The organism is Pseudomonas sp. R3-56, assembly GCF_051132075.1.
Lineage (GTDB): Bacteria > Pseudomonadota > Gammaproteobacteria > Pseudomonadales > Pseudomonadaceae > Aquipseudomonas.
The window spans coordinates 4,731,542-4,757,437 of record NZ_CP071657.1 but is presented as its reverse complement, the minus strand read 5'-3'; the positions used below and the strand labels follow the sequence as shown (position 1 = coordinate 4,757,437).

Genomic DNA, 25,896 nt, shown 5'->3' with positions numbered 1-25,896 from the left:
CATAATGCGAAAGATTTGCATTATATGTAAAGAGCTGCGGCGGTAATATTTCTAGCGCAGGCAGCCCGCGGAGAAGGGGGGAAACAGTCAGATGATCGAAGCGTTGATGCGCTCGGCTTGCTTCAGGTAGTTACCCAGCTCCCGTGCCGGCAACGGTTTGCTGTAGTAGTAGCCCTGACCTTCATGGCAGCCCTCGGCAATGATGTAGGCTTCCTGCTCGATCGTTTCGACGCCTTCGGCGATCACCTGCATGCCCAGGCTCTTGCCGAGCTGGATGATGGCGCGAACGATGGTCGCATCGTCTTCGTCATCGAGCAGGTCCTGGACGAAACTCTTGTCGATCTTGATCTTGTCCAGCGGCAGGCTCTTGAGATAACTCAAGGACGAATAGCCGGTGCCGAAGTCGTCGATGGCGATCAGCGCGCCGGAACGGCGCAGGCTCAACAGATGCTGGGCAGCCGTGGTGATGTCTTCCATCAGGCCGGTTTCAGTGACCTCCAGCTCCAGGCTGCGCGGGGGCAAGCGGTACATTTGCAGGAAATTGCTCACCACCCGGGGCAGTTCGGCGTGGTGCAGTTGCACCGTCGACAGGTTGACGGCCATGCGCAGGTCGACAAAACCCTGGTCGTGCCATTCGCGCAACTGTTTGCAGGCCTGGTCCAGCACCCATTCGCCGATGGCGATGATGGTGCCGTTCTGTTCCGCCAAGGGAATGAACAGGTCGGGCGGCACGAGGCCGTGCTCGGGGTGATGCCAGCGGATCAGCGCTTCGGTGCCGACCACCCGCAGGTCGCGGTAGCTGACCTGCGGCTGGTAGACCAGGGTGAACTGGTCGCGAGCCAACGCCTCGCGCAGGTCTTTTTCCAGTTCACGCCGACGGCGCATTTCACTGTCGACGCTGGCGATATAGAACTGGTAACGATTGCGCGAGCGCGTCTTGGCCAGGGTCATGGTCTGCTCGGCTTTTTGCAGGAGCTTCTCGGTGCTGTCGCCGTCTTCGGGGAACAGCGTGATACCGATGGTGGCCCGCAGGCGGATCCCCTGGTCGTCGAGGATGAATGGCGCTTCCAGATCGTCGAGGATGCTCTGGGCCAGTTCGGCGGCCTCGTAAGGCTGCTCGATATCGGCTTGCACCAGGGCGAACTGGTCGCCGCCCAGCCGCGCCAGGGCGCCGAGGCGTCCGCTGTGGGCGCGCAGCCGATCGGCCAAGGCCAGCAGCAACTGGTCGCCGGTCTGATAGCTGAACTGCTCGTTGATGCCCTTGAAGTCGTCCAGTCCCACACACAACACGGCCACGCGACGTTGCAGGCGCCCGGCGTCCACCAGGATCTTGTCCAGTTGTTGTTGCAGCTGCTGGCGATTGGGCAGGCCGGTGAGGAAGTCGTACTGGGCCATGCGCAGCAGGCTGTTTTCCGCTTCGTGGCGCAAATGTGTGTTGCGCTCGATGGATTCGAGCAACTGGTTCGCGGTGTTGATCCACAGGCCGAGTTCGTTTTGTTCGTGGCCTCGTAGCTGCGGAATCTTGTGCGCGCTGGGGCGATCGGGGTTGATTTCGGTCAGGTGCTGGATAATCCGCGACAGCGGTTTGGTCAGCAGCCAGTGATAGACCAGGTACAGCACCAGCCCCATGGCCAGGGCCCGGAGCATTCCGGAAATGAAAATGATCACCGAGCTGACAATGAAACCCTGGCCGTAGGTGGCGGTGTCGAGGGTGATGCTCAGGTCGCCGTAGTATTCACTGTAGGGCCCGCGTCCCACCAGTTGCGTGGTGAAGGTGCGCTCCTGGCCCAGGATCAGGTCGGTCAGCCAGCGGCTTTCAGAATGCTGGAGGGGCCGGGTCTTCTCGGCGAGCATCGTTTCGTGGGGGTGGCCGATGGAGGCCATGCGCACGGCCTCATCCTGGAACAGGCCTTCGATGACCTGCATACCCATTTCCCGGTCGAGGCTGTAGACCGCCTGGGTGGAAGGGTCGCGGAACATATCGAGGATGCGCTGGGCGTCGTCGGCGACGGCCCGATTGGTTTTGTAGGCATCGAAAACGATCTGGGCGCAGCTCAAGACCACGCCAACGATCAATGCCGAAAGGAGCACGACCCGGAGCAACTTCACAGACAAGCTGTTCTTGAGTTCCAGCTTCAAAGAGGGATTCCTTGTTCCGTGCGGGTAGCGTCAAGTTGCCATGAGTATTGGCAATCCTGTGATGTCAGTCAAAGGGACAATCCAACACAAGGCTTTTCGCCTGAAACCTGGCCGTTATACGGTGTTTGCAGAGTCTTTGCTCTACGACCATTGTTTCGGTTGAGGAGGGCCGCAACTTGAGGCCTGGCGGGATTATTTATCGGATTTCAGACGCGAGGTCATTTGCACCCCGCAAAGCTATGGGGGAGCGAGCTTATGTGGGAGCGGGCTTGCTCGCGAAAGCGGTTTACCAGTCCACTAATGCTTGTCTGTCAGACCGTTTTCGCGAGCAAGCCCGCTCCCACCGTCCAGACCATAAAAAAAGGCGCCTTCCCTCGCGGAAAAAGCGCCGTTTTTCATGGCATCACAACTTACGCAGTAAAGGTCTTGCCTTCGAACTGCTCAGCCACGAACTTCCAGTTGACCAGGTTCCAGAACGCTTCGACGTACTTCGGACGAACGTTGCGGTAGTCGATGTAGTAGGCGTGTTCCCAAACGTCGCAGGTCAGCAGCGGAGTGTCGCCGCTGGTCAGCGGGTTGCCGGCGCCGATGGTGCTGGCCAGGGCCAGGGAGCCGTCGGCCTTTTTCACCAGCCAGCCCCAGCCGGAACCGAAGGTGCCGATGGAAGTCTTGCTGAATTCTTCCTTGAACTTGTCGAACGAACCGAAGGCTGCGTTGATGGCTTCAGCCAGGGCGCCGGTTGGTTGACCGCCAGCATTTGGCGCCAGGCAGTTCCAGTAGAAAGTGTGGTTCCAGACCTGAGCGGCGTTGTTGAAGATACCGCCCGAGGAAGTCTTGACGATTTCTTCCAGGGTCTTGCCTTCGAACTCGGTGCCAGGCACCAGGTTGTTCAGGTTCACGACATAGGTGTTGTGGTGCTTGTCGTGGTGGTACTCCAGAGTTTCTTTGGAGATGTGCGGCTGCAGTGCATCGTGAGGATAGGGCAGCGGCGGCAATTCGAAAGCCATGGTGATTCTCCTAATCAGGTCAGTTGCGGTGAGCGCAAGGCCGATCACGGGCGGCCAGACTAGCGCCGGGGAGTTTGTACTCTTTGCGGCGCAGGAGTCGGATCATAGCACCGGGGGTGCGGCATAACCACGCAACAACTGTGTGGAATAGAGGTTCCAGAGCGGTTTGGAATATCAGCCCGAGACGATCAATTGCAGCGCCACGGTGAACATCATCAGCGCCACCAGCAGGTCCAGTATCCGCCAGGTACCGGGTCGGGCCAGCCAGGGAGCCAGCCATGCCGCACCAATGGCCAGCGTCGAAAACCACAGCAGCGAGGCACTGGCCGCCCCCATGACGTACGCACCGGGCATGCTCTGCTGGGCGCCGAGGGAGCCGATCAGCAACACGGTGTCGAGATAAACGTGGGGGTTGAGCAGCGTGACCGCGAGTGCGCTCAGCAGGACTGTTCCCAGTGAGCGCGCGGCCTGTTTTTCATCGCGTTGCAGGCTCTGTTTCGAACAGGCGCGGCGCAGCGCCTGGGTACCGTACCAGAGCAGAAACGCGGCGCCGCCCCAGCGTGCGATTGAAAGCAGCAACGGGCTTTGCGCCAATAGCGTCGCCAGGCCGAACACGCCGGCGGCGACCAGCAACGCATCGCAGATGATGCACAAGGCAGCCACCGGCAAATGGTGCTCGCGGCGCAAGCTCTGGGCGAGCACGAAAGCGTTTTGCGTGCCAATGGCCATGATCAATCCGAGGGCGACCAGCAGCCCGTTCACATAACTTTGCCACATGGCATCAATTCTCCAGCTGGATTTGCAATGCTGGCCATTCTCCGGTCCGGCGCGGTATAAGAAAAACCAATCTTGCTGATTGCTCATTAGGAATTCTGATGTTCGATTACAAACTGCTGTCTGCCCTGGCGGCCATTGTCGAGCAGGCCGGATTCGAGCGTGCCGCCCAGGTGTTGGGACTGTCGCAGTCGGCCATCTCCCAGCGGATCAAGCTTCTGGAAGCGCGTGTCGGCCAGCCCGTGCTGGTGCGCGTCACACCGCCGGTGCCCACCGAAATCGGCCGACGCCTGCTCAACCATGTGCAACAGGTTCGTTTGCTTGAACGCGACCTGCAAAGCCTGGTGCCGGCGCTGGATGAGGCCGGGTTGCCGGAGCGCCTGCGAATTGCCCTGAACGCCGACAGCCTGGCTACCTGGTGGGCCGGTGCGGTGGGGGCGTTCTGTGCCGAGCGGCAGCTCTTGTTGGACCTGGTGGTGGAAGACCAGAACGTCGGCCTCAAGCGCATGCGCGCCGGGGAAGTGGCGGCCTGCGTCTGCGCCAGCGAACGGCCGGTGGCCGGTGCCCGCAGCGTATTGCTGGGGGCGATGCGCTACCGGGCGCTTGCCAGCCCTGCGTTCATCGCCCGGCACTTCCCCGGCGGGGTGCGCGCCGATCAGTTGGCTCGCACGCCGGCCCTGGTATTCGGCCCGGATGATTTCCTGCAACACCGTTACCTGGCTTCCCTCGGTATCGAGGGCGGTTTCGAGCACCATCTGTGCCCGTCGTCCGAAGGTTTCATCCGTCTCGCTGAAGCGGGGCTTGGCTGGGGACTGGTGCCGGAACTGCAAGTGCGCGAGCAACTGGCGCGGGGCGTGCTGGTGGAGTTGTTGCCTGACAAGCCGATTGATGTGCCGCTGTACTGGCATCATTGGCGCAATGGCGGACACTTGCTCGGTCTGTTGACCGAGCAACTGATTCAGGCGTCCCGGCAGTGGCTGGTGCCGTTGGCCTGACTGACAGCGTCAGGATTAGACGAAGTATGCAAAACCCTAGCAATCGGAGCACTACATGAAGATTCTGGTCACCGGCGCAAGCGGCTTCATCGGCGGACGCTTCGCGCGTTTCGCCCTTGAGCAGGGCCTGGATGTACGGGTCAATGGCCGCCGGGCCGAAAGCGTCGAGCATCTGGTGCGGCGTGGCGCCGAGTTCATCCAGGGCGACCTCAGCGAGCCGATGCTGGCCCTCGATCTGTGTCGCGATATCGATGCCGTGGTGCATTGCGCCGGCTCGGTGGGGCTGTGGGGGCGCTATCAGGACTTTCACCAGGGCAACGTCCAGCTCACCGAAAACATCGTCGAGGCGTGCCTCAAGCAAAAGGTCCGGCGATTGGTGCACCTCTCCTCACCGTCGATCTATTTTGATGGCCGTGACCACTTGGGACTGACCGAAGAGCAGGTGCCCAAACGTTTCAAGCATCCCTACGCCGCCACCAAGTACCTGGCCGAACAGAAGGTCTTCGGCGCCCAGGAGTTCGGCCTGGAGGTGTTGGCGCTGCGGCCGCGCTTCGTCACTGGTGCCGGTGACATGAGCATTTTTCCGCGCTTGCTCAAGATGCAGCGCAAGGGACGACTGGCGATTATCGGCAACGGCTTGAACAAGGTCGATTTCACCAGCATGCAGAACCTCAACGAAGCACTGCTCAGCAGCCTGCTGGCCACCGGTTCGGCCCTGGGCAAGGCTTACAACATCAGTAACGGGGCGCCTGTTCCGTTGTGGGACGTAGTCAATTATGTGATGCGGCAGATGGAAGTCCCACAGGTCAGGCGTTACCGCTCCTACGGGCTGGCCTACAGCGTTGCGGCCATGAACGAAGGGTTCTGCGCATTATGGCCGGGGCGCCCGGAGCCGACGTTGTCGCGCCTTGGCATGCAGGTGATGAACAGGAATTTCACCCTGGACATCGGTCGGGCCCGGCATTATCTCGATTACGATCCGCAAGTCAGCCTGTGGGCCGCGCTCGATGAATTTTGCGCCTGGTGGCGCGTCCAATATGCCCGCTGATCGCCCCGTCATGAACCGAGTGCCCGGTTCGGGGTCAATGGCTGCGGTGGGCGAGGGGGTTATACTCGCCGCATCGAGTCACTACCGATTTCCCAAAGGTTGAACCCATGCCCACGCGTAACGATGCCAACGACGACTTCGACGATGTACCGAGCCTGCGGATGCGGGCGGACATTCCCGATGACGATGACTTCCTGACCAACCGCCAGCCCCACGTGCAAGCGCGTCCGGCGCCTGTTGCGGCGGCCAGGGTCAAGGCACCGAGCACCGGGCCGTTGTGGGCATTGGTCGGTGCCTTGTTGTGCGCCTTGGCGTTTCTCGCGTGGTGGAGTTTCCAGCAGATTTCCCTGATGGAGCAGCAACTGGTAGCCACCCAGGAAAGCTTCGCGCGGATCAGTGAGGATGCCGCGGGCCGCCTGCAGGACATCTCCGGCAAAGTGGTTGCCGGGCAGTCCAACGTGATGAGCGACAGTGAAGCCTTGAAATTGCAGATCAAGCAGTTGGACAGCAAGCTGCAGGAGCAGGGCCGGCAATTCGACGGCAAGTTGATGGAGCAGTACAAGCAGCTGCAAGGCGCGTTCGGACCGTCCGCCGACCTGGACAAGCAATTGGCCCAGATGATCGCCCAGGATTCCGAGCAGCAGAACGCCTACACCCAGTTGCAAGCGGCCAACACCCAGCTCCAGGCCCAGGTCAAGGCGTTGGCGGCCGAGGTTGCAACCTTGAAGAACCAAGGCGAGGGCGGCGCGCTGGATGCCCAGCTCAAGAGCATCGGTGCCGACATCACGGCCTTGAAAAGAGCCACCTCGAACTCGGCCATCGAGCGCCTGGAGCAGGACATGATCGTGCTCAAGAGTCAGCAGGAGAACCGCTCGGGCGGCAATAACGCCGAGTTCGATGCCTTCCGCGGCCAGGTCACGCGCAACATCAATACCCTGCAATCGCAGATCCAGTACCTGCAACAGCAACTGAGCAATCGGGCCCAGTAACGGGCCCTGTGGGAGCGAGTCTGCTCGCTCCCACAGGTATTGCAGTTCGCCTGCAACCATCTCCTGAATACTCCAACATCACCCCACCCCGTCTACGCTCTTGGAACACCAACAAGAACGAGGGGCGTGCCCATGGGGTTTATTCGAAGGCTGGCCTGGCTGGCCGCAATGCTGGCGCTGGGGCTGAACCACGCACAGGCCGCTACGCCGGATGACGGCCAGGCGGCTCGGGCGCTGTTGGAAAGGGCGTTGGCCTACTATCACGATTACGGCGACTATGCGTTCGCCGCCTTCAGCCGCCAAGGCGAATTTGTCGACAAGGACCGCTACGTGTTCGTGGTCGACACCCAGGGAGTAATGCTTGCCAGCGGCGGCCCATCGTCAGCGCTGATCGGGCGAGACGTGTCCGAGGTGTTGGGGCCGGATCTGCGCAAGGCGTTCAAGGATGCGTTGAAGACCCCGGAATCCAGCGGCATCCAGCAGGCCGAGTATCGCTGGCAGAACTGGCCGGACGGCAAGGTCGAGCGCAAGCGTGTGTATTTCCAGCGGGTCGGCGAGCATATCCTCGCGGTTGGCTATTACTTGCCAAGGGCTTCTGCCGAACAGGCCAGGGCGCTACTGGACAAGGCTTCGGCGGACCTGCTGAAGAGTGAGAAAGCCACGCTGACGGCGATCAATTCCCTCAAGGGCGGTTACCTTCAGGATGACCTGTACGTTTTTGTCGTTGATCTCGATACCCGCCGTTATGTCGGTCATGGCACCAATCTGCGTTTGATCAATACCGATTTTGCCAAGGTCAAGGATCCGGCTGGCAAACCGGTGGGTGAGCCGATCCTGGCAATGATAGGCAAGCAGGATGCGGGGGAATATGAGTATCGCTGGAAGAATCCGGTCACGGGGAAGGTCGAGAACAAGCATGCCTATTTGAAGAAGGCTGGGCATTTGTTGGTGGCTGTGGGGTATTACAGTCCTTGATTTATGGGTTTCTGGGTTTTGGGTGTATATCCGTTACCGCAGCAACGGATATACACACGATCAAAGCGGTAGGAATCACCCCGCCACCAACACCCGAATCGCCTCCAGCCGCAACGCAGCCTTCTCCAGCATCGCCAACCCTTGCTCACGCTGCTGGCGCAGAGCCTCCAGTTCGCTGTCGCGCACGGTAGGGTTCACCGCTTGCAAAGCGGTCAAACGGGCCAGTTCCTCTTCGGTGTCGGCCGCCAGACGGCGTTGCGCCTCGGCCACGCGTTCGGCGTGACGCGGGGCGATCTTCTCTTCGCCGGCGTTGATCCGTGGCGAGAGCTGGTCGCGCTGGGCCTGGATGAACTTGTTGGCGCTGGCGCGGGGCACGCTTTCGAGCTGGTCGTTAAGGGTTTCGAACGACACCCGGCCCGCCAGGTCGTTGCCGTTGGCATCCAGCAGGCAGCGCAGGGCGGCCGGTGGCAGGTAGCGGCCCAATTGGAGCGAGCGCGGGGCGACCACTTCGCTGACATAGAGCAGTTCCAGCAACACGGTGCCAGGCTTGAGCGCCTTGTTCTTGATCAGCGCCACGGCGGTGTTGCCCATGGAGCCGGACAGCACCAGGTCCATGCCGCCTTGCACCATCGGGTGCTCCCAGGTGATGAATTGCATGTCTTCACGAGACAGCGCCTGGTTGCGGTCATAGGTGATGGTCACGCCTTCGTCGTCGCCCAGGGGGAAACTGGCGTCGAGCATTTTTTCGCTCGGCTTGAGGATCAGTGCGTTATCGGAGTGGTCCTCGCTGTCGATACCGAAGGCGTCGAACAGGGTTTCCATGTAGATCGGCAGGGCGAACTGGTCATCCTGTTCAAGGATGGCCTCCACCAAAGCGTCGCCTTCGCCCGCACCGCCGGAATTGAGCTCCAGCAGACGGTCGCGACCGGTGTGCAGCTCGGCCTCCAGGCGTTCGCGTTCGGCGCGCGCCTCGTCGATCAATGCCTGCCACTCGCCGTCGTCGGCTTCTTCCAGCAACGGCAGCAGGCGCGGGCCGAACTGATGTTGCAAGGCGTTGCCGGTCGGGCAGGTGTTGAGGAAAGCATTCAGCGCCTCGTGATACCACTGGAACAGCCGCGCCTGCGGGCTGGTTTCCAGGTACGGCACATGCAGCTCGATAGTGTGTTTCTGGCCGATCCGGTCCAGACGACCGATCCGCTGTTCCAAAAGGTCCGGGTGCGCCGGCAGGTCGAACAGCACCAGGTGATGGGCGAATTGGAAGTTGCGACCCTCACTGCCGATTTCCGAGCAGATCAGCACCTGGGCACCGAACTCTTCGTCGGCAAAGTAGGCCGCCGCGCGGTCGCGCTCAAGGATGTTCATGCCTTCATGGAACACCGTGGCCGGAATGCCGGAGCGCACGCGCAGGGCGTCTTCCAGGTCCATCGCGGTTTCGGCGTGGGCGCAGATCACCAGGACCTTGGTGCGCTTGAGCATCTTCAACTGATCGATCAGCCATTCGACGCGCGGGTCGAATTTCCACCAGCGTTCTTCTTCGCCGGCTTCAGGCTGAGCCTGGAAGCTGACTTCCGGATACAGCTCGGCGTGTTCGCCCAGCGGCAGTTCCAGGTATTCGTCAGGGCACGGCAGAGGATAGGCGTGCAGCTTGCGCTCGGGGAAACCCTGGACGGCAGCGCGGGTGTTACGGAACAGCACGCGGCCGGTGCCGTGGCGGTCCAGCAGTTCGCGAACCAGGCGGGCGCTGGCTTCGATATCGCCATCGTTGACGGCGGTCAGCAGCGCTTCGCCTTCATTGCCCAGGAAACCATGGATGGTCTGGTGGGCCTCGGGCGACAAGCGTCCCTTGTCCAGCAGCTCCTGGACGGCTTCGGCCACCGGGCGATAGTTCTCGCTTTCGGCACGGAAGGCCTGCAGATCGTGGAAGCGGTTCGGGTCCAGCAGGCGCAGGCGAGCGAAGTGGCTGTCCTGGCCCAGTTGTTCCGGGGTGGCGGTCAGCAGCAGCACGCCAGGGATGGTCTCGGCCAACTGTTCGACGAGCGCGTATTGCGGGCTGACCTGGTCTTCGTGCCACACCAGGTGGTGCGCTTCGTCGACCACCATCAGGTCCCAGCCGGCGGCGAACAGCGCGTCCTGGGCCTTTTCGTCCTCTACCAGCCATTCCAGCGCGACCAGCGCCAGTTGGGTGTCCTCGAACGGGTTGCTGGCATCACTTTCGATAAAGCGTTCTTCGTCGAACAGCGCGACCTGCAGGTTGAAGCGCCGGCGCATCTCCACCAGCCACTGGTGCTGCAGGTTTTCCGGGACCAGGATCAGGATGCGACTGGCGCGGCCGGAAAGCAGTTGCCGATGGATGATCAAGCCGGCTTCGATGGTCTTGCCCAGGCCCACTTCGTCCGCCAGCAATACCCGTGGCGCAATGCGGTCGGCGACTTCACGGGCAATATGCAACTGATGAGCGATCGGTTGGGCACGCACGCCACCCAGGCCCCAGAGCGGCGACTGCAGTTGGCGGCTGGTGTGTTCCAGCGTGTGGTAGCGCAGGGAGAACCAGGCCAGCGGATCGATCTGCCCGGCGAACAGGCGATCGCTGGCCAGGCGGAACTGGATGAAGTTCGACAGTTGGGTTTCCGGCAGCGTGACGACTTCGTTCTGCCCGTTGAGGCCGTGGTAGACCAGCAGCCCGTCGACGTCATCGACTTCGCGCACGGTCATTTTCCAGCCTTCGAAGTGAGTGATCACGTCGCCCGGCGAAAACCGCACGCGGGTGAGGGGCGCATTCCGTAGCGCGTACTGGCGAGTGTCGCCAGTGGCCGGGTAGAGCACGGTCAACAAGCGGCCGTCCTGTGCCAGAACGGTGCCCAAACCCAGCTCGGCTTCGCTGTCACTGATCCAGCGTTGCCCCGGTTGATACTGCTGCGCCATGCTGCCTGACTCCCGCCGTGAAAAAGCCGGCTATCTTAACGGAATGACGCGTCAGACCAAAGGATTTACGCACGTAACCAGCGCTCGTGACGGCTTGCCCATCAACCGGCCCAACGGAACTTAAGCGTGTTCTGCGATCAAACAAGCTTGTGTCCTCGCCCCGCGTAATGCCAACCAGCTCACAAGTTTCAGACCAGCGGTTCAAGCTGTCCTCGCCGCCGCCGACAACCTGAAGACAGGAGACCTTTATGTTGCCACCCATGCTTCCCTTGAGCGCCGTACCCATCACCGCTCAGCAGGATCCGATCCGCCCGCGACCGGATATTCCTCCCGTGGTCCCGGTACAACAAAGCTCCAACGAAAGCACCATCGACCTGCAAAAGGGTGACCCGGAGGAGGCCGCTCTGTTGCTGCGCGAAGAGCAGCGTCGCCAGCAGGAGCGCAACCGGCGCCGCCGCGAAGCCGACGAGGATCCCGAAGAACATCTGGCTGTTCCGGGCACGGAACTGAACGCCGACAACACCGTGCCGGTCGTTCCGCTCGTCGAGGGCGAAGAGCGCCAGGGCCTATGGGTGGATATCCAGATCTGAGGTCTCGTCGACGTCGCTGGCTGGTCAACGCAACCGGTAACCCGCATCATGGGCGCATCCGCCACTCACCGTACGATGTCGACACAGCATGAGCCAAGAAGACAAACTGATTGATCTCGGTGCAGAGCGCGCAAAGCGCGTTCACGACCTCAACGAAAAACGTCTCAATGAAGTCCGCCAGGCCTTCGAGCAGGCCATGCCCTTGGGCAAGCCGAAGAAAAAATCGAAAAACAAACCGAAAAAGCGCTGAACCCCCTCGATCCATTGATATGGATCAGTTATCACCCTTCCTTTGCGCTCCGTCGCGAGCGTTATTGACCCCAGTCAATTTTCCTCCAGGCCTGATTGGTTAACTTGATCCCATCGCAACAGGGGCAAGACCAGGAGGCCAGTCATGTTTATCGATAATGTGGTGTTTGCCGGTGTGTTGACGGTCGGCCTCATGTTCGTGTTTTTCGCAGGGTTTGGATTATTCATCTGGAAAGACGCACACAAGCGCAAAAAGCCGTAGGTCTCTCCGGCTACAACGAGCACGCAAGGCATTTGGGCGACTTCGGTCGCCCTTTTTTTTGGGGCGAATTTCCAGACCAACACAAAACCACTGTGGGAGCGAGCCTGCTCGCGAAGGCGGAGTATCAGTCATCCATCTAGTGGCTGATACTCCGCTTTCGCGAGCAGGCTCGCTCCCACAAGTTGTTCAATGTCAGGGCATAAAAAAAGGTGCGAACCGCAAGGAACGCACCTTTTTCACGAGCCGCTGAAACTCAGCTGCCGATGGCCTTCGACGCCAGCCAGAACAGTGCCGCCGACAGGCCCACCGTCGCCGGCAGGGTCAGCACCCAGGCCAGCAGGATGGTCTGGACCGTGCCGCCCTGCAGGCCGCTCTTGTTGGCCACCATCGTGCCCGCCACGCCGGAAGACAGCACATGGGTGGTGGAAACCGGCAGGCTGAAGATATTTGCCGCGCCGATCATGCAGGCCGTGGTGATCTGCGCCGACATGCCTTGGGCGTAGGTCATGCCTTGCTTGCCGATCTTCTCGCCGATGGTCAGTACCACGCGCTTCCAGCCGACCATGGTGCCCAGGCCGAGGGCCAGGGCAACCGCCAGGATTACCCAGAACGGGGCGTATTCGGTGGTCGCGGTCAGGTCCTTGCGCAGCTTGTTCAGGTCGTCTTTTTCACGGGCTGCCAGGCCAGGCAACTTGCCGACCTTTTTCGCCGTGTCGTCCAGGCAAAGCAGGTAGCGGCGTACTTCGATGCGGCTTTCCGACGGCAACGAGTGGTAATCCGCCACGCCTTTGAGAGTGTCGAGCAGCGCATTGATGGTCGGTTCGGTCTGCTGCGGGTTGCAGCGGAATTTCTCCGGCAGGTCGCCTTCGACGCTCTTGCCCAAGGCCAGGAATTCACCCAGCGACTCGTTGTTGCGCTTGTAGAACTGGCTAAGGTGCAACGTCGCGTCGCGGGTGCGCTCGATCTGGTAGGTAGTGCTGTTCAGGTCGAGTACGAACTGTGCGGGTACGATACCGATCAACACCAGCATGATCAGGCCGATGCCTTTCTGGCCATCGTTTGAGCCGTGGACGAAGCTGACGGCCATGGCGGAAATCACCAGTACCAGGCGATTCCAGAACGGCGGATGTTTCTTGTCGTCGATCTTGCGGCGCTGTTCCGGCGTCTTGTGCATCTTCGACAGCGGGCGCCACCATTTCAGGCTGAGCAACACCAGGGCCGCGATCAGGAAGCCGGCCATCGGCGAGAACACCAGGGAGGCGCCGATATCGATCGCTTTCTGCCAGTTCACCCCGTCGGCCAACGGGATATCGTTGATCAGCGCATTGGCCAGGCCCACGCCGAGGATCGAGCCGATCAGCGTATGGGAGCTGGACGCCGGGATACCGAAGTACCACGTGCCGAGGTTCCAGGTGATGGCCGCCGCGAGCAGCGAGAACACCATGGCCAAGCCGTGTCCGGTGTTCACATTGATCAGCAGCTCCACGGGCAACAGGTGAACGATGGCGTACGCCACCCCCACGCCACCCAGCAGTACGCCGAGGAAATTGAACACACCGGAAAAGAACACCGCCAGGTGAGGCGGCATGGCTTTGGTGTAGATAACAGTGGCAACCGCGTTAGCGGTGTCATGAAAGCCGTTGATGAACTCGAAGGCGAGGACAAAAGCCAGGGCGAGCAAGAGGCTCACGAGCACCCAAGCATCCAGTCCGCTGAATAAATCGATCATGAAGGTTTTCTGACCCGGTCATAAGGGGGCGCGATTATGCCAGAAAACCTCGCTAATCGATGCATCGACTGCTCATCGGTAACATTCTTCAACGAAATAACCGGCAGGAAGCCGTGCAGGCCGGGGTTTTGAATAGGCTGCGCAACCCTTTGATTTCGGGATGAAAATGCCGGCTGGCAAGGTTCTGCGCAAGGCGCGAGGGGGCTGGGGCGGGCGCCTGAAAATCTGAAAAAAGAAAATTAGCGGTGAATGTCCGCCGACCGATGGTGCAGAGAATGACGGCCCGCTTTTGGCGGGCCCTCGCTATCGGCGTCCGACCAGGGTGTGGCCGGACACGCTACGGAACTCAAGCCCGGAGAATCATTCTTCCTCGGCCTTGAGTTCTTTTTCCATCTTTTGCAGTTCCTGGCTGAACGCCTGGTCCTGAACAGTGGCGCGTTTGCGCCAGGGTTTGCGTTCCGGTTCAGGTTGCGCGGCGTAGGTGGTGATTTCTCCGCCGTAAACTTCCTTGTAACGTTGTTCCTGGCGCTCAAGTTCCGCGCGCAGTTCGTCTTTCGTCACATGATTACCTAATGAATTGAAATTGATCTGGTGATACGCACTGCATGTACGCGATGCAGACGGCCACGGCACCAGAGCTGATAGCTGACGTAGCATCAGGGTTTCGCATATTGCCGATACGGGAGACGCGGCCAGGGTACTGACACAACAAAACCATTGTGCCCGCGGAAGCCATTGGCCGATCCGCCACTGACGCGCATTATAGCGGTCCGCCGCAATAACACTAGCAAAGTTAAAGTACCGGGTTACCGGTGTGAATCAATATTGCATAAGTGTTGCTAGTTGTGCGGCACGTATCACAAGTGTCGATATCCTGACGTCATTTTCATATGACAAGTTCATTATTCTTTGTCGCTGTTCAAGTTCGTCGTCCAAGGTGCTTGCTGGAAAAACGCAAAAAACGGCAAGACTGGCAGGTGCGTGCTGATTGCGATTATCGACCGCCGGTTCGATAATCGCACGGTGTTGATGGGTCGACACTTGTCTGTCCGACGGGCAGCCGCTTGTAATAGCCGTCATTCCGGGAGAACCAGAGATGAACGACCAATTGCGCAACGCCTTCACTTCAGTAGCGCCGCCGATCGTCGCTTCGCCGGCCAAGCGGATCCAGGCCCTGACCGGTGACCCGGACTTCATGACCTCGCTGGCCCGTGGACTGGCGGTGGTCCAGGCATTCCAGGAGCGCAAGCGGCACTTGACCATCGCCCAGATCAGCCACCGCACCGAAATTCCCCGCGCGGCGGTGAGGCGCTGCCTGCACACATTGATCAAGCTCGGCTATGCCACAACCGACGGACGGACTTATTCGCTGTTGCCCAAAGTGCTGACCCTGGGCCATGCCTATCTGTCATCGACACCGCTGGCGGTTTCTGCCCAACCCTACCTGGACCGCATGAGCGAACAGCTGCACGAGGCCTGCAACATGGCGACGCTCGAAGGCGATGACATCCTCTACATCGCCCGGTCGGCCACGACCCAACGGCTGATTTCGGTCGATCTGTCCGTCGGTGGCCGCCTGCCAGCTTATTGCACGTCAATGGGCCGGATTTTGCTGGCGGCACTGGATGACGCGTCGCTGCGCGATTATCTCGAGCATGCCGACCTGCAGGCCAAGACCAGCCGCACCCTGCACACGCCCGAGGCGTTGCTCGAATGCCTGCAACAGGTCCGGCAGCAGGGTTGGTGCATTGTCGATCAGGAACTGGAACAGGGCCTGCGCTCGATTGCCGTGCCGGTATACGATGCTTCGGGCCAGGTGGTGGCGGCCCTGAACGTCAGCACCCATGCCGGACGGGTCAGCCGCAACGAGCTGGAGCAGCGCTTTTTGCCTGGCCTGCTCGGGGCCAGCCGGGACCTGAGCGCGCAACTGTTCACTTAAGCTGTTCGATAAACGCACACACTCCGCTTCGGTGAATTGACGGTATTTGCCCGGGCTCATTAATGTCGCGCAGCGTCATCTGGCGTTTCTTGCGTGGAATAAAAATAAAATGAACCAGCCCCAGACCTCCGTAGGCACCTGCCTCGATGTGCAGTCCTTCATCAATGCCCAGCCCATTTCTCGTTACCAATGGCGAGTGGTCATTCTCTGTTTCCTGATCGTTTTCCTCGATGGCCTCGACACCGCGGCCATGGGATTCATCGCCCCGGCGCTTTCCCAGGATTGGGGCATCAACCGGGCCAGCCTTGGCCCGGTGATGAGCGCCGCGCTGATCGGCATGGTATTCGGCGCACTGGGTTCCGGCCCATTGGCTGACCGTTTCGGACGAAAAATCGTATTGGTGGGGGCGGTCGTGTTGTTTGGCGCTTTCAGCCTGGCCTCGGCCTTCTGTACCAACGTCGACCAACTGCTGGTGCTGCGTTTCCTGACCGGCCTGGGATTGGGGGCCGGGATGCCGAATGCCACGACCCTGCTCTCGGAATACACCCCGGAACGCAAGAAGTCCCTGCTGGTCACCAGCATGTTCTGCGGCTTCAACCTGGGTATGGCCGGCGGCGGTTTCATCTCCGCCAAGCTGATACCGGCGTTCGGCTGGCACAGCTTGCTGCTGATCGGTGGCGTGCTGCCTTTGATCCTGGCGGTGGTGCTGGTGTTCTGGCTGCCGGAGTCGGCGCGTTACCTGGTGGTGCGTAACCGTGGCACCGACAAGGTGCGCAAGACCCTGGCGCCGATCGACCCGCCGACCATCGCCCAGGCGGCCAGCTTCAGCGTGCCCGAACAAAAGACCGTAAAAGCGCGCAACGTGCTGGCGGTGATCTTTTCCGGTACCTACAGCGCCGGCACGTTGTTGTTGTGGCTGACGTATTTCATGGGGCTGGTGATCGTCTATCTGCTGACCAGTTGGCTGCCGACGCTGATGCGCGACAGCGGCGCGAGCATGGAGCAGGCGGCGTTCATCGGCGCGCTGTTTCAGTTTGGCGGCGTGTTGAGTGCCGTTGGGGTGGGTTGGGCGATGGACCGCTTCAATCCGCACAAGGTCATCGGCATTTTCTACCTGATGGCCGGGGTATTTGCCTACGCAGTGGGGCAGAGCCTGGGCAACATTACCTTGCTCGCCACCCTGGTGCTGGTGGCCGGCATGTGCGTCAACGGCGCGCAATCGGCGATGCCGTCCCTGGCGGCGCGGTTCTACCCAACCCAGGGCCGGGCCACCGGGGTGTCGTGGATGCTGGGCATCGGCCGGTTCGGCGCGATTCTTGGCGCGTGGATGGGCGCGACCTTGTTGGGGTTGGGCTGGAACTTCGAACAGGTCCTGACCGCGCTGGTGATTCCAGCGGCATTGGCGACCGCGGCGGTCGTTATCAAAGGCATGGTCAGCCATGCGGATGCGACCTGACTTTTTCTCTGAAGCTGAATCTGCACCTGTGGCGAGGGAGCTTGCTCCCGCCGGGGCGCGAAGCGGCCCTGTTTTTTTTGGGGGGGCTGCTTTGCAGCCCAGCGGGAGCAAGCTCCCTCGCCACAGGCCCTGCGTTGTTGCAGGACAGACGAAATCGATAGCTACGCAACAATCTGTTCGATAAACGAACACTCTGTCGATTATCGGATTGTTTGGCGTTTTTCCCCGGCTTAATCTTCAGTCACCCAGGCGCTGGACCTCGCGCCTCTTTTTCATGTCGGTCTACTGGATAACGGGAGCCTGCCCCATGGCTGAAATCCTTTCGCTGCACGACGCGGTGAAGCAGTTCGTCAACGACGGCGATACCGTCGCGCTCGAAGGCTTCACGCACCTGATCCCGACGGCGGCGGGTCATGAAATCATTCGTCAGGGCAAGAAGGACCTGACCCTGGTGCGCATGACGCCTGACCTGATCTACGACCAGTTGATCGGCGCCGGTTGTGCTCGCAAGCTGATTTTTTCCTGGGGCGGCAATCCTGGCGTGGGTTCCTTGCACCGGCTGCGCGATGCGGTCGAAAAGCAATGGCCGCATCCGCTGGAGATCGAGGAGCACAGCCACGCCGACCTGGCCAATGCCTACGTTGCCGGCGCCTCCGGCCTGCCGTTCGCGGTGCTTCGGGCCTACGCCGGCTCCGACCTGCCGAAGGTCAATCCGCTGATCAAGAGCGTCACCTGTCCCTTCACCGGGGAAGTGCTTGCCGCCGTCCCTTCGGTGCGGCCGGACATTACCGTGATCCACGCACAGAAGGCCGACCGCAAGGGCAACGTGTTGCTGTGGGGCATCCTCGGTGTGCAGAAAGAAGCGGCCCTGGCGGCCAAGCGTTGCATCGTCACCGTGGAAGAAATCGTCGACGACCTGAACGCGCCGATGAATGCCTGCGTGCTGCCAACCTGGGCCTTGAGCGCGGTATGTCATGTACCGGGTGGCGCGCATCCGTCCTACGCTCACGGCTACACCGAGCGTGACAATCGTTTCTACCAGGCGTGGGACCCTATCGCCCGGGACCGTGAGACATTTACCGCATGGATTGACGAGTACATCCATGGCACCAGGGACTTCAGTGAATTCCAGGCCCGGCTGGCGGCCGCTTCGCAGGTGAAACCATGACCTATTCCACCAATGAGATGATGACCGTCGCCGCGGCCCGTCGGCTGAAGAACAACGCCGTGTGTTTCGTTGGCATCGGCCTGCCGTCGAAAGCGGCCAACCTGGCGCGGCTGACTTCGTCGCCTGATGTCGTCCTGATCTACGAATCCGGTCCGATCGGCGCCAAGCCCAGCGTATTGCCGCTGTCCATCGGCGACGGTGAACTGGCGGAAACCGCAGACACCGTCGTACCCACCGGTGAGATTTTTCGCTACTGGCTTCAGGGCGGGCGCATCGACGTCGGCTTCCTCGGCGCAGCCCAGGTGGACCGTTTCGGCAACATCAACACCACCGTGGTCGGCGATTATCATCAGCCGAAAGTCCGCTTGCCGGGGGCCGGTGGCGCGCCGGAAATCGCCGGCTCGGCGAAAAGTGTGTTGATCATCCTCAAGCAATCGGCGCGTTCGTTTGTCGACAAGCTGGATTTCATCACCTCGGTCGGTCACGGCGAAGGCGGTGATTCGCGCAAGCGCCTCGGCCTGCCGGGCGCTGGCCCCGTAGGGATCATCACTGACCTGTGCATCATGGAACCGGAAGCCGGCAGCCATGAGTTCGTGGTCACTTCGCTGCACCCCGGGGTGACCCGTGAGCAAGTGATTGCCGCCACCGGCTGGGCGATCCGTTTCGCCGACCAGGTGCAGACCACCGCCGAACCGACCGAGGTCGAGTTGCGCGCATTGCGCGACCTTGAGGCCCGTACCGCTGCGGCCCACGGCCAGACTCCAGGAGAAGCCTGAATGCGCGATGTTTTTATCTGTGATGCGATTCGAACCCCTATCGGCCGGTTCGGCGGCAGCCTGTCCGCGGTGCGTGCCGATGACCTGGCAGCCGTGCCGATCAAGGCGCTGATGGAACGCAACCCATCGGTGGACTGGCACACGGTGGACGAAGTGTTCCTCGGCTGCGCCAACCAGGCCGGTGAAGACAACCGCAACGTCGCGCGCATGGCCTTGTTGCTGGCCGGTCTGCCGGAGAGCATCCCCGGCGTGACCGTCAACCGCCTCTGCGCCTCGGGCATGGACGCCATCGGCACGGCGTTCCGCGCCATTGCCAGCGGCGAAATGGAGCTGGCCATCGCCGGCGGCGTCGAATCGATGTCCCGCGCGCCGTTCGTGATGGGCAAGGCTGATGCGGCGTTCTCACGCAACATGAAGCTGGAGGACACGACCATTGGTTGGCGCTTCATCAACCCGCTGATGAAAGCCCAGTACGGCGTTGATGCAATGCCGCAGACCGCTGATAACGTGGCGGATGACTACGCGGTGTCCCGCGCTGATCAAGACGCCTTTGCCGTGCGCAGCCAGCAGCGTGCGGCGGCAGCCCAGGCGGCGGGATTTTTTGCCGAAGAAATCGTGCCGGTTCGCATCGCCCACAAAAAGGGCGAAACCGTGGTCGAGCAGGACGAGCATCCACGCGCCGACACCACGTTGGAAACCTTGGGTCGACTCAAACCGGTCAACGGCCCGGACAAGACCGTGACCGCCGGCAACGCCTCGGGCGTGAATGACGGGGCGGCGGCGCTGATCCTCGCGTCCGCCGAAGCGGTGAAGAAACACGGCCTGACCCCCAGGGCCAGAGTGCTGGGCATGGCCAGCGCCGGCGTCGCGCCACGGGTGATGGGCATCGGCCCGGTGCCGGCGGTGCGCAAACTGACTGAGCGCCTGGGCCTGGCGGTCGCCGATTTTGACGTGATCGAGCTTAACGAAGCCTTTGCCAGCCAGGGCCTGGCGGTGTTGCGCGATCTTGGGCTGGCGGACGATGCTCCGCACGTCAATCCGAACGGTGGCGCCATTGCCTTGGGCCATCCACTGGGCATGAGCGGGGCGCGGCTGGTGATGACAGCGCTGCATCATTTGGAAAAGACCGGCGGCAAGAAAGGCCTGGCGACCATGTGCGTCGGCGTCGGCCAAGGTCTGGCACTGGCTATCGAACGCGTCTGACGGGTCGTCCTACCAATAAGAAACCGAGGAATGCTGCATGACTGACAAGCCTGGTTACCGTCGCCCTCAAGTGGGCACTCAGCCGGAGTATCTGCACCCGCCGTACCAGTCCACCAACCTGCGCTCGCCGTCCAAGCCGTTGGTGTACCTGCCCCATTCATTGTCGGAAATTACCGGGCCGACCGTAGGTGCTGATCGTCTTCAGGAGAAGGACCATGACCTGACCGCCCAGCATGCCGGTGAGCCGCTCGGTGAGCGGATCATCATTCACGGGCGCGTGCTCGATGAGCACGGCGAGCCGGTACCGGGCATCCTGATCGAGATCTGGCAGGCCAACGCCGCCGGTCGCTACAACCACGACCGTGACAGCCACGATGCGCCGCTGGACCCGAACTTCACCGGCACCGGTCGCACCGTGACCGATGCCGATGGCGGCTATCAGTTCCAGACCATCAAGCCCGGCGCCTATCCGTGGGGCAACCACCACAACGCCTGGCGCCCGGCGCATATCCATTTTTCATTGTTCGGGCCGAGCATCCTGACACGCCTGGTCACACAGATGTATTTCCCCGGTGATCCGTTGCTGGAATACGACCCGATCTACAACTGCGTGCCGGACAGCCGTGCCAAGGAACGCTTGATCGCCAGTTTCGACCTGGAAAAAACCATTCCTCACTACGCCCTCGGTTATCGCTGGGACATCGTCTTGCGCGGCCGCGAAGCCACGCCGATGGAGAAATAAGATGACGCTCAACGCCACTACGTCCCACACCGTCGGCCCTTACTACCACATCGGCCTGACGTGGCTGAACCGCGAAGACCTGACCGACGCCCAGACGCTCGGCCAGCGCGTGGCGATCACCGGGCAAGTGATCGACGGCAACGGCCAGTTCGTCAACGACGCCATGCTGGAAGTCTGGCAGGCCAACGCCGCCGGTAAATACGCTCACCCGGAAGACGATCAGGACAAACCGCTGGACCCGCATTTCGGCGGTTTCGGTCGGGTGCCGGTGGATGCCGAAGGGCGGTTCCGCTTCACCACCATCAAGCCGGGCACCGTGCCGGGGTTGGGCGGTACGACCCAGGCGCCGCATCTTGTCGTGCTGGTATTCGCCCGCGGGTTGGTCAAGCATCTGTTGACGCGCATCTATTTCGCCGACGAACCCGCCAACGAAGCTGACCCGTTGCTGGCCTGCGTACCCGAGGAGCGTCGCGACACCATCGTGGCCAGGCCCGATGCGTCGGGTGTTTACCAGTGGAACGTGATTCTCCAGGGCACGGATGCCGAGACAGTGTTCTTCGATTACTGATTGAAAACCCCCGTGGCGAGGGAGCTTGCTCCCGCTGGCTTGCGCAGCAAGCCCATGGCAGGCGACGCGGTGTATCAAAGCAGCGCGCAGCCTGGTTTTGCGACTGCTACGCAGCCGAGCGGGAGCAAGCTCCCTCGCCACGGATGGCAAGACTGTGGAACGGGAGTGTTACGAAGTATGTCTAGACTTCGTCAGTCCCCAACGAGTGATTAACCCATGACCACCCCAATCAGCCACTACACCGGCGAAGAACGCAGCAAGCGCATCTTCGCCATCGTCGGTGCCTCTTCCGGCAACCTGGTCGAATGGTTCGACTTCTACGTCTATGCGTTCTGCGCGATTTATTTCGCCCCGGCGTTTTTCCCATCGGACAATCCGACGGTGCAACTGGTCAACACGGCGGGGGTATTCGCCGCCGGGTTCCTGATGCGGCCCATTGGCGGCTGGATTTTCGGCCGGGTAGCGGACCGTCACGGGCGCAAGAATTCGATGATGATCTCGGTGATGATGATGTGCTTCGGCTCGTTGCTCATCGCCTGCCTGCCCACCTACAAGGACATCGGCGTCTGGGCGCCGGTGCTGCTGCTGTTCGCTCGCCTGCTGCAAGGCCTGTCGGTGGGCGGCGAGTACGGCACGACCGCGACCTACATGAGCGAAGTCGCCCTCAAGGGGCAACGCGGCTTTTTTGCCTCGTTCCAGTACGTGACGCTGATCGGCGGACAACTTTTGGCAGTGTCGCTGGTGGTGATCCTGCAGCAGTTTCTCAGCGAAGACGAACTGCGCGCTTACGGTTGGCGAATCCCGTTCGTGGTGGGCGCCGCCGCGGCGTTGATTTCCCTGTTCCTGCGCCGGTCCCTGAAGGAAACCACCAGCAAGGAAATGCGCGAAAACAAAGACGCTGGCAGCATCGCCGCGTTGTTTCGCGATCACAAGGCTGCGTTCATCACCGTGCTGGGCTACACCGCCGGCGGTTCGCTGATTTTCTACACTTTCACCACTTACATGCAGAAGTACCTGGTGAACACCGCCGGCCTGCATGCCAAGACCGCCAGTTACATCATGACCGGTGCGCTGTTTCTCTACATGTGCATGCAACCGCTGTTCGGCATGCTCGCGGACAAGATCGGCCGGCGTAACTCCATGCTCTGGTTCGGCGGGCTGGGGGCGTTGTGCACCGTGCCGATCCTGCTGACGCTCAAAAGCACCAGCAACCCGTTCCTGGCGTTTGTCCTGATCACTTTGGCCTTGGCGATTGTCAGCTTCTACACCTCCATCAGCGGTCTGGTGAAAGCCGAAATGTTTCCACCAGAAGTGCGGGCGCTGGGAGTAGGGTTGGCCTATGCGGTGGCGAACGCGATTTTTGGCGGTTCGGCCGAGTACGTTGCCTTGAGCCTGAAAGCCCAGGGCATGGAAAACGCTTTTTATTGGTATGTCACGGTGATGATGGTCGTTGCGTTCCTGTTCAGCCTGCGGCTGCCAAAACAACCGGCGTATTTACATCACGATCTTTAAGGCATGGTTGATTCATTGTGGCGAGGGGATTTATCCCCGTTGGGGTGCGAAGCGCCCCTGATCCGCAACTCGGTGTGTCAGGCAGATCGAGTCGACGGTTTGGGGCTGCTGTGCAGCCCAGCGGGGATAAGTCCCCTCGCCACAGGAATATCTGGCCATGAGGCATCCATTTTTCGAAGGACTGTTTATGAGCGAACGACCGGGCAATCAGCTGTTCGATGCCTACTTCACCGCCCGCGACATGCGCGAAGTGTTCTGCGATGCGGGGCGTGTGCAGGCGATGCTCGACTTTGAGGCGGCGCTGGCCCGGGCCGAGGCGCGGGTTGGGCTGATCCCCCAGGAGGCGGTGGCGCCGATCGGGAATGCCTGTCGCGCCCAGCTGTACGACTTTTCAGCGTTGAGCGAAGCGATTGCCAGTGCCGGCAATTCTGCGATCCCGCTGGTCAAGGCGTTGGGCAAGCGCATCGCTGCCGAGAGCGCCGAGGCCGAACGCTACGTGCACTTGGGCGCAACCAGCCAGGACGTGATGGACAGTGGCTTGGTGCTGCAACTGCGCCAGGCGCTCGGACTGATCGAAGGTGAACTGGCGCAACTGGCCGTCACCCTGGCTCGACAAGCCGAACGTTACGCCGCCACGCCGCTGGCCGGGCGCACCTGGCTGCAACACGCCACGCCGGTCACCCTGGGGATGAAAATCGCCGGCTGGCTGGGGGCCGTCACGCGCAGTCGCCAGCGCTTGCGGGAACTCAAGCCACGCCTGTTGGTACTGCAATTTGGCGGCGCCTCCGGGACCCTTGCCGCCCTGGGGAAGCAGGCGCTGCCGGTGGCCGAAGCCTTGGCCGCCGAGCTGCAACTGAACCTGCCGGAGCAGCCTTGGCACACCCAGCGCGATCGTTTGGTGGAGTTCGGCGCGGTGCTGGGCTTGATCGCTGGCAGCCTGGGCAAACTGGGGCGCGACGTCAGCCTGTTGATGCAGACCGAGGCAGGCGAGGCGTTCGAACCTTCGGCACCGGGCAAGGGCGGTTCGTCGACCATGCCCCACAAGCGCAACCCGGTGGGCGCGGCGGTGTTGATCGGCGCTGCGACGCGGGTGCCCGGTTTGTTGTCGACGCTGTTCAGCGCCATGCCCCAGGAACATGAGCGCAGCCTCGGCCTGTGGCACGCCGAATGGGAAACCCTGCCGGACATCTGCTGCCTGGTGTCCGGCGCGCTGCAACAGGCGCGACTGCTGGCCGAAGGGCTGGAAGTGGATGCGGCGCGCATGGCCCGTAACCTGGAACTGACCCAAGGGTTGGTGCTGGCCGAAGCCGTCAGCATCGTCCTGGCCCAGCGGGTTGGTCGCGACACCGCGCATCATCTGCTGGAGCAATGCTGCAAGCGCGCGGTGGCCGAACAACGGCATTTGCGCGAGGTGCTGGGGGACGAACCCCAGGTCACCGCGCAGTTATCCGCGACCGAGCTTGATCATCTGCTCGACCCGGCCCACTACCTCGGACAAGCCCAGGCCTGGGTTGCCCGAGCGGTGGCCGAACACCTTGCCTTGAATGCCTGAAAGGAGATTGTTGTGGGATTGGTCAAACTCGCCGAGGGCGATCTGAGCTATTGTTTTGATGAGCGGCGATTGGACGGGCCGCAGGACGCCCCGGTGCTGGTGCTCTCCAACTCTTTGGGTACCGATTTGCATATGTGGGACGAGCAGGTCGCGGCGTTCAGTGAACACTTTCGGGTCTTGCGTTTCGACACCCGTGGTCACGGCCGGTCGCTGGTCACCGAAGGCCCCTATAGCATCGAACAGCTGGGCCGCGACGTGCTGGCGATGCTTGATGCGCTGGACATCGACAAGGTGCATTTCTGCGGCCTGTCCATGGGTGGCCTGATCGGCCAGTGGCTGGGAATCAACGCCGGCGAGCGTCTGCACAAACTGGTGGTGTGCAATACCGCCGCGAAGATTGGCGACCCTTCGATGTGGAACCCGCGCATCGAAACCGTGCTGCGTGATGGCAAGGCGGCGATGGTGGCGTTGCGTGATGCGTCGATTGCCCGCTGGTTCACGCCGGATTTCGCCAAGGCCCATCCGGCGACGGCGGAAAAAATTACCGACATGCTGGCTGCGACCTCGCCCCAAGGCTATGCGGCCAACTGCGCCGCAGTACGCGACGCCGATTTTCGTGAGCAGCTATCGCTGATCCGTGTGCCACTGCTGGTGATCGCTGGCACCGAAGATGCCGTGACGCCGCCAGCGGGCGGACGTTTTATCCAAGAGCGGGTCGAGGGTGCCGAATACGCCGAGTTTCATGCCGCGCACTTGTCCAATGTCCAGGCCGGCGCCGCGTTCAGCGCGCGGGTACTGGATTTCCTGCTTGATACTGGCCGCGCCTGAGGAGTTTTTTGTGGACGAGAAACAACGTTACGACGAAGGCATGCAAGTACGCCGCGCAGTGCTGGGCGATGCCCACGTCGACCGCAGCCTCAATGCCTTGACCGAATTCAACAGCGAATTCCAGGAGATGATCACCCGCCACGCCTGGGGCGACATCTGGACCCGCCCGGGCTTGCCGCGCCATACCCGCAGCCTGATCACCATCGCCATGCTGATCGGCATGAACCGCAACGAAGAACTCAAGCTGCACCTGCGCGCCGCCGCCAATAATGGCGTGAGCCGCAGCGAGATCAAGGAAGTGATCATGCAGAGCGCCATCTATTGCGGCATCCCGGCGGCCAACGCCACCTTCCACCTGGCCGAATCCGTCTGGGATGACCTGGGCATTGAATCACGAACTTGAGGGATGACTTCATCCCTGTGGGAGCGGGCTTGCTCGCGAAGGCGGTGGTTCAGCCAGCACTCATGTTGGA

At 61.5% G+C, this 25,896-nt stretch carries 24 protein-coding genes; 18 read left to right on the top strand and 6 right to left on the bottom strand.

Going from position 1 to position 25,896, the window contains the following annotated elements; translation table 11 throughout:
- Positions 1 to 87: 87 nt before the first annotated feature.
- From J3P96_RS21635 to J3P96_RS21625, 3 genes are all read right to left on the bottom strand, one after another.
- Positions 88 to 2,139: a putative bifunctional diguanylate cyclase/phosphodiesterase gene (locus tag J3P96_RS21635; RefSeq protein ID WP_434569555.1), complete on the bottom strand. Its 2,052-nt coding sequence runs from the start codon at positions 2,137 to 2,139 to the stop codon at positions 88 to 90.
- A gap of 410 nt (positions 2,140 to 2,549) precedes the next feature.
- Complete coding sequence (locus J3P96_RS21630) at positions 2,550 to 3,146, bottom strand: superoxide dismutase (protein WP_127929573.1); 597 nt, start codon at positions 3,144 to 3,146, stop codon at positions 2,550 to 2,552.
- 174 nt (positions 3,147 to 3,320) lie between these two features.
- Positions 3,321 to 3,923 (bottom strand): LysE/ArgO family amino acid transporter, encoded by a 603-nt coding sequence (locus tag J3P96_RS21625; protein ID WP_434653449.1) that lies wholly within the window; start codon positions 3,921 to 3,923, stop codon positions 3,321 to 3,323.
- A 92-nt stretch (positions 3,924 to 4,015) separates the two neighbouring features.
- On the opposite strand from J3P96_RS21625, the gene J3P96_RS21620 reads away from it, so the two are divergent.
- The 4 genes from J3P96_RS21620 to J3P96_RS21605 all read left to right on the top strand — a co-directional run bounded on the left by J3P96_RS21620 (position 4,016) and on the right by J3P96_RS21605 (position 7,927).
- Positions 4,016 to 4,915 (top strand): LysR family transcriptional regulator ArgP, encoded by a 900-nt coding sequence (locus J3P96_RS21620; protein ID WP_434658289.1) that lies wholly within the window; start codon positions 4,016 to 4,018, stop codon positions 4,913 to 4,915.
- 55 nt (positions 4,916 to 4,970) lie between these two features.
- Positions 4,971 to 5,963, top strand: a complete 993-nt coding sequence (locus J3P96_RS21615) for an NAD-dependent epimerase/dehydratase family protein (protein ID WP_434569553.1) — start codon at positions 4,971 to 4,973, stop codon at positions 5,961 to 5,963.
- A 107-nt stretch (positions 5,964 to 6,070) separates the two neighbouring features.
- Positions 6,071 to 6,952 carry an ATPase gene (locus J3P96_RS21610; protein ID WP_305496287.1) on the top strand — a complete coding sequence of 294 codons (882 nt, stop codon included), beginning with the start codon at positions 6,071 to 6,073 and terminating at the stop codon, positions 6,950 to 6,952.
- Positions 6,953 to 7,084: 132 nt separating this feature from the next.
- Positions 7,085 to 7,927 carry a cache domain-containing protein gene (locus J3P96_RS21605; RefSeq protein WP_434653447.1) on the top strand — a complete coding sequence of 281 codons (843 nt, stop codon included), beginning with the start codon at positions 7,085 to 7,087 and terminating at the stop codon, positions 7,925 to 7,927.
- A gap of 75 nt (positions 7,928 to 8,002) precedes the next feature.
- Here J3P96_RS21605 and rapA read toward each other — a convergent pair whose 3' ends face one another.
- Positions 8,003 to 10,849: an RNA polymerase-associated protein RapA gene (rapA, locus tag J3P96_RS21600; protein ID WP_434625613.1), complete on the bottom strand. Its 2,847-nt coding sequence runs from the start codon at positions 10,847 to 10,849 to the stop codon at positions 8,003 to 8,005.
- A 248-nt stretch (positions 10,850 to 11,097) separates the two neighbouring features.
- Here rapA and J3P96_RS21595 point away from each other — a divergent pair, with 248 nt between their 5' ends.
- The 3 genes from J3P96_RS21595 (at position 11,098) to ccoM (ending at position 11,950) form a co-directional block, all read left to right on the top strand.
- The gene (locus J3P96_RS21595; RefSeq protein WP_434569549.1) at positions 11,098 to 11,439 is read left to right on the top strand and encodes an aspartate-semialdehyde dehydrogenase; all 342 of its coding nucleotides are present in this window, start codon (positions 11,098 to 11,100) and stop codon (positions 11,437 to 11,439) included.
- A gap of 88 nt (positions 11,440 to 11,527) precedes the next feature.
- Positions 11,528 to 11,689, top strand: a complete 162-nt coding sequence (locus J3P96_RS21590; protein ID WP_434569548.1) for a hypothetical protein — start codon at positions 11,528 to 11,530, stop codon at positions 11,687 to 11,689.
- Between the two features lie 144 nt (positions 11,690 to 11,833).
- Positions 11,834 to 11,950: a cytochrome c oxidase subunit CcoM gene (gene ccoM, locus J3P96_RS21585; protein ID WP_030139315.1), complete on the top strand. Its 117-nt coding sequence runs from the start codon at positions 11,834 to 11,836 to the stop codon at positions 11,948 to 11,950.
- A 253-nt stretch (positions 11,951 to 12,203) separates the two neighbouring features.
- Here ccoM and J3P96_RS21580 read toward each other — a convergent pair whose 3' ends face one another.
- Together J3P96_RS21580 and J3P96_RS21575 are read right to left on the bottom strand one after the other, a co-directional pair.
- Positions 12,204 to 13,679 (bottom strand): inorganic phosphate transporter, encoded by a 1,476-nt coding sequence (locus J3P96_RS21580; RefSeq protein WP_305496282.1) that lies wholly within the window; start codon positions 13,677 to 13,679, stop codon positions 12,204 to 12,206.
- Positions 13,680 to 14,039: 360 nt separating this feature from the next.
- Positions 14,040 to 14,240 carry a hypothetical protein gene (locus J3P96_RS21575; RefSeq protein ID WP_305496281.1) on the bottom strand — a complete coding sequence of 67 codons (201 nt, stop codon included), beginning with the start codon at positions 14,238 to 14,240 and terminating at the stop codon, positions 14,040 to 14,042.
- A 535-nt stretch (positions 14,241 to 14,775) separates the two neighbouring features.
- Between J3P96_RS21575 and pcaR the strand changes: the two genes are divergently transcribed.
- The 11 genes from pcaR (at position 14,776) to pcaC (ending at position 25,826) form a co-directional block, all read left to right on the top strand.
- Entirely contained in the window at positions 14,776 to 15,618 is an 843-nt protein-coding gene (gene pcaR / locus J3P96_RS21570) for a pca regulon transcriptional regulator PcaR (protein WP_305496280.1), read from the top strand.
- A 109-nt stretch (positions 15,619 to 15,727) separates the two neighbouring features.
- Positions 15,728 to 17,074 (top strand): MFS transporter, encoded by a 1,347-nt coding sequence (locus J3P96_RS21565; RefSeq protein WP_305496279.1) that lies wholly within the window; start codon positions 15,728 to 15,730, stop codon positions 17,072 to 17,074.
- 307 nt (positions 17,075 to 17,381) lie between these two features.
- Positions 17,382 to 18,242 carry a CoA transferase subunit A gene (locus J3P96_RS21560; protein ID WP_434569545.1) on the top strand — a complete coding sequence of 287 codons (861 nt, stop codon included), beginning with the start codon at positions 17,382 to 17,384 and terminating at the stop codon, positions 18,240 to 18,242.
- Positions 18,239 to 19,018, top strand: a complete 780-nt coding sequence (locus tag J3P96_RS21555; RefSeq protein ID WP_420764441.1) for a CoA-transferase subunit beta — start codon at positions 18,239 to 18,241, stop codon at positions 19,016 to 19,018. The genes J3P96_RS21560 and J3P96_RS21555 overlap by 4 nt, the downstream gene beginning before the upstream one ends.
- Complete coding sequence (gene pcaF / locus J3P96_RS21550) at positions 19,019 to 20,221, top strand: 3-oxoadipyl-CoA thiolase (RefSeq protein WP_434653445.1); 1,203 nt, start codon at positions 19,019 to 19,021, stop codon at positions 20,219 to 20,221. It begins immediately after the preceding gene.
- Between the two features lie 37 nt (positions 20,222 to 20,258).
- Positions 20,259 to 20,963 (top strand): protocatechuate 3,4-dioxygenase subunit beta, encoded by a 705-nt coding sequence (gene pcaH, locus J3P96_RS21545; protein WP_434653443.1) that lies wholly within the window; start codon positions 20,259 to 20,261, stop codon positions 20,961 to 20,963.
- Between the two features lies 1 nt (position 20,964).
- Positions 20,965 to 21,531: a protocatechuate 3,4-dioxygenase subunit alpha gene (pcaG, locus tag J3P96_RS21540; protein WP_434653441.1), complete on the top strand. Its 567-nt coding sequence runs from the start codon at positions 20,965 to 20,967 to the stop codon at positions 21,529 to 21,531.
- A 216-nt stretch (positions 21,532 to 21,747) separates the two neighbouring features.
- Positions 21,748 to 23,043, top strand: coding sequence for an MFS family transporter (locus J3P96_RS21535; RefSeq protein ID WP_434653439.1), 1,296 nt, complete (start codon positions 21,748 to 21,750; stop codon positions 23,041 to 23,043).
- A gap of 187 nt (positions 23,044 to 23,230) precedes the next feature.
- A complete protein-coding gene (locus tag J3P96_RS21530) occupies positions 23,231 to 24,595 on the top strand; it encodes a 3-carboxy-cis,cis-muconate cycloisomerase (protein ID WP_434653437.1) in 1,365 nt (454 codons plus the stop codon).
- Positions 24,596 to 24,607: 12 nt separating this feature from the next.
- Positions 24,608 to 25,423: a 3-oxoadipate enol-lactonase gene (gene pcaD, locus J3P96_RS21525; RefSeq protein WP_434653435.1), complete on the top strand. Its 816-nt coding sequence runs from the start codon at positions 24,608 to 24,610 to the stop codon at positions 25,421 to 25,423.
- A gap of 10 nt (positions 25,424 to 25,433) precedes the next feature.
- Positions 25,434 to 25,826, top strand: coding sequence for a 4-carboxymuconolactone decarboxylase (pcaC, locus tag J3P96_RS21520; RefSeq protein ID WP_434569538.1), 393 nt, complete (start codon positions 25,434 to 25,436; stop codon positions 25,824 to 25,826).
- Positions 25,827 to 25,896 lie beyond the last annotated feature (70 nt).

Coding starts and splice junctions, on each gene's coding strand:
- J3P96_RS21630 (WP_127929573.1), bottom strand. CDS start 3,146: ATGGCTTTCGAATTGCCGCCGCTGCCCTATCCTCACGATGCACTGCAG.
- J3P96_RS21625 (WP_434653449.1), bottom strand. CDS start 3,923: ATGTGGCAAAGTTATGTGAACGGGCTGCTGGTCGCCCTCGGATTGATC.
- J3P96_RS21615 (WP_434569553.1), top strand. CDS start 4,971: ATGAAGATTCTGGTCACCGGCGCAAGCGGCTTCATCGGCGGACGCTTC.
- J3P96_RS21610 (WP_305496287.1), top strand. CDS start 6,071: ATGCCCACGCGTAACGATGCCAACGACGACTTCGACGATGTACCGAGC.
- J3P96_RS21605 (WP_434653447.1), top strand. CDS start 7,085: ATGGGGTTTATTCGAAGGCTGGCCTGGCTGGCCGCAATGCTGGCGCTG.
- rapA (WP_434625613.1), bottom strand. CDS start 10,849: ATGGCGCAGCAGTATCAACCGGGGCAACGCTGGATCAGTGACAGCGAA.
- J3P96_RS21595 (WP_434569549.1), top strand. CDS start 11,098: ATGTTGCCACCCATGCTTCCCTTGAGCGCCGTACCCATCACCGCTCAG.
- J3P96_RS21590 (WP_434569548.1), top strand. CDS start 11,528: ATGAGCCAAGAAGACAAACTGATTGATCTCGGTGCAGAGCGCGCAAAG.
- ccoM (WP_030139315.1), top strand. CDS start 11,834: ATGTTTATCGATAATGTGGTGTTTGCCGGTGTGTTGACGGTCGGCCTC.
- J3P96_RS21580 (WP_305496282.1), bottom strand. CDS start 13,679: ATGATCGATTTATTCAGCGGACTGGATGCTTGGGTGCTCGTGAGCCTC.
- pcaR (WP_305496280.1), top strand. CDS start 14,776: ATGAACGACCAATTGCGCAACGCCTTCACTTCAGTAGCGCCGCCGATC.
- J3P96_RS21565 (WP_305496279.1), top strand. CDS start 15,728: ATGAACCAGCCCCAGACCTCCGTAGGCACCTGCCTCGATGTGCAGTCC.
- J3P96_RS21560 (WP_434569545.1), top strand. CDS start 17,382: ATGGCTGAAATCCTTTCGCTGCACGACGCGGTGAAGCAGTTCGTCAAC.
- J3P96_RS21555 (WP_420764441.1), top strand. CDS start 18,239: ATGACCTATTCCACCAATGAGATGATGACCGTCGCCGCGGCCCGTCGG.
- pcaF (WP_434653445.1), top strand. CDS start 19,019: ATGCGCGATGTTTTTATCTGTGATGCGATTCGAACCCCTATCGGCCGG.
- pcaH (WP_434653443.1), top strand. CDS start 20,259: ATGACTGACAAGCCTGGTTACCGTCGCCCTCAAGTGGGCACTCAGCCG.
- pcaG (WP_434653441.1), top strand. CDS start 20,965: ATGACGCTCAACGCCACTACGTCCCACACCGTCGGCCCTTACTACCAC.
- J3P96_RS21535 (WP_434653439.1), top strand. CDS start 21,748: ATGACCACCCCAATCAGCCACTACACCGGCGAAGAACGCAGCAAGCGC.
- J3P96_RS21530 (WP_434653437.1), top strand. CDS start 23,231: ATGAGCGAACGACCGGGCAATCAGCTGTTCGATGCCTACTTCACCGCC.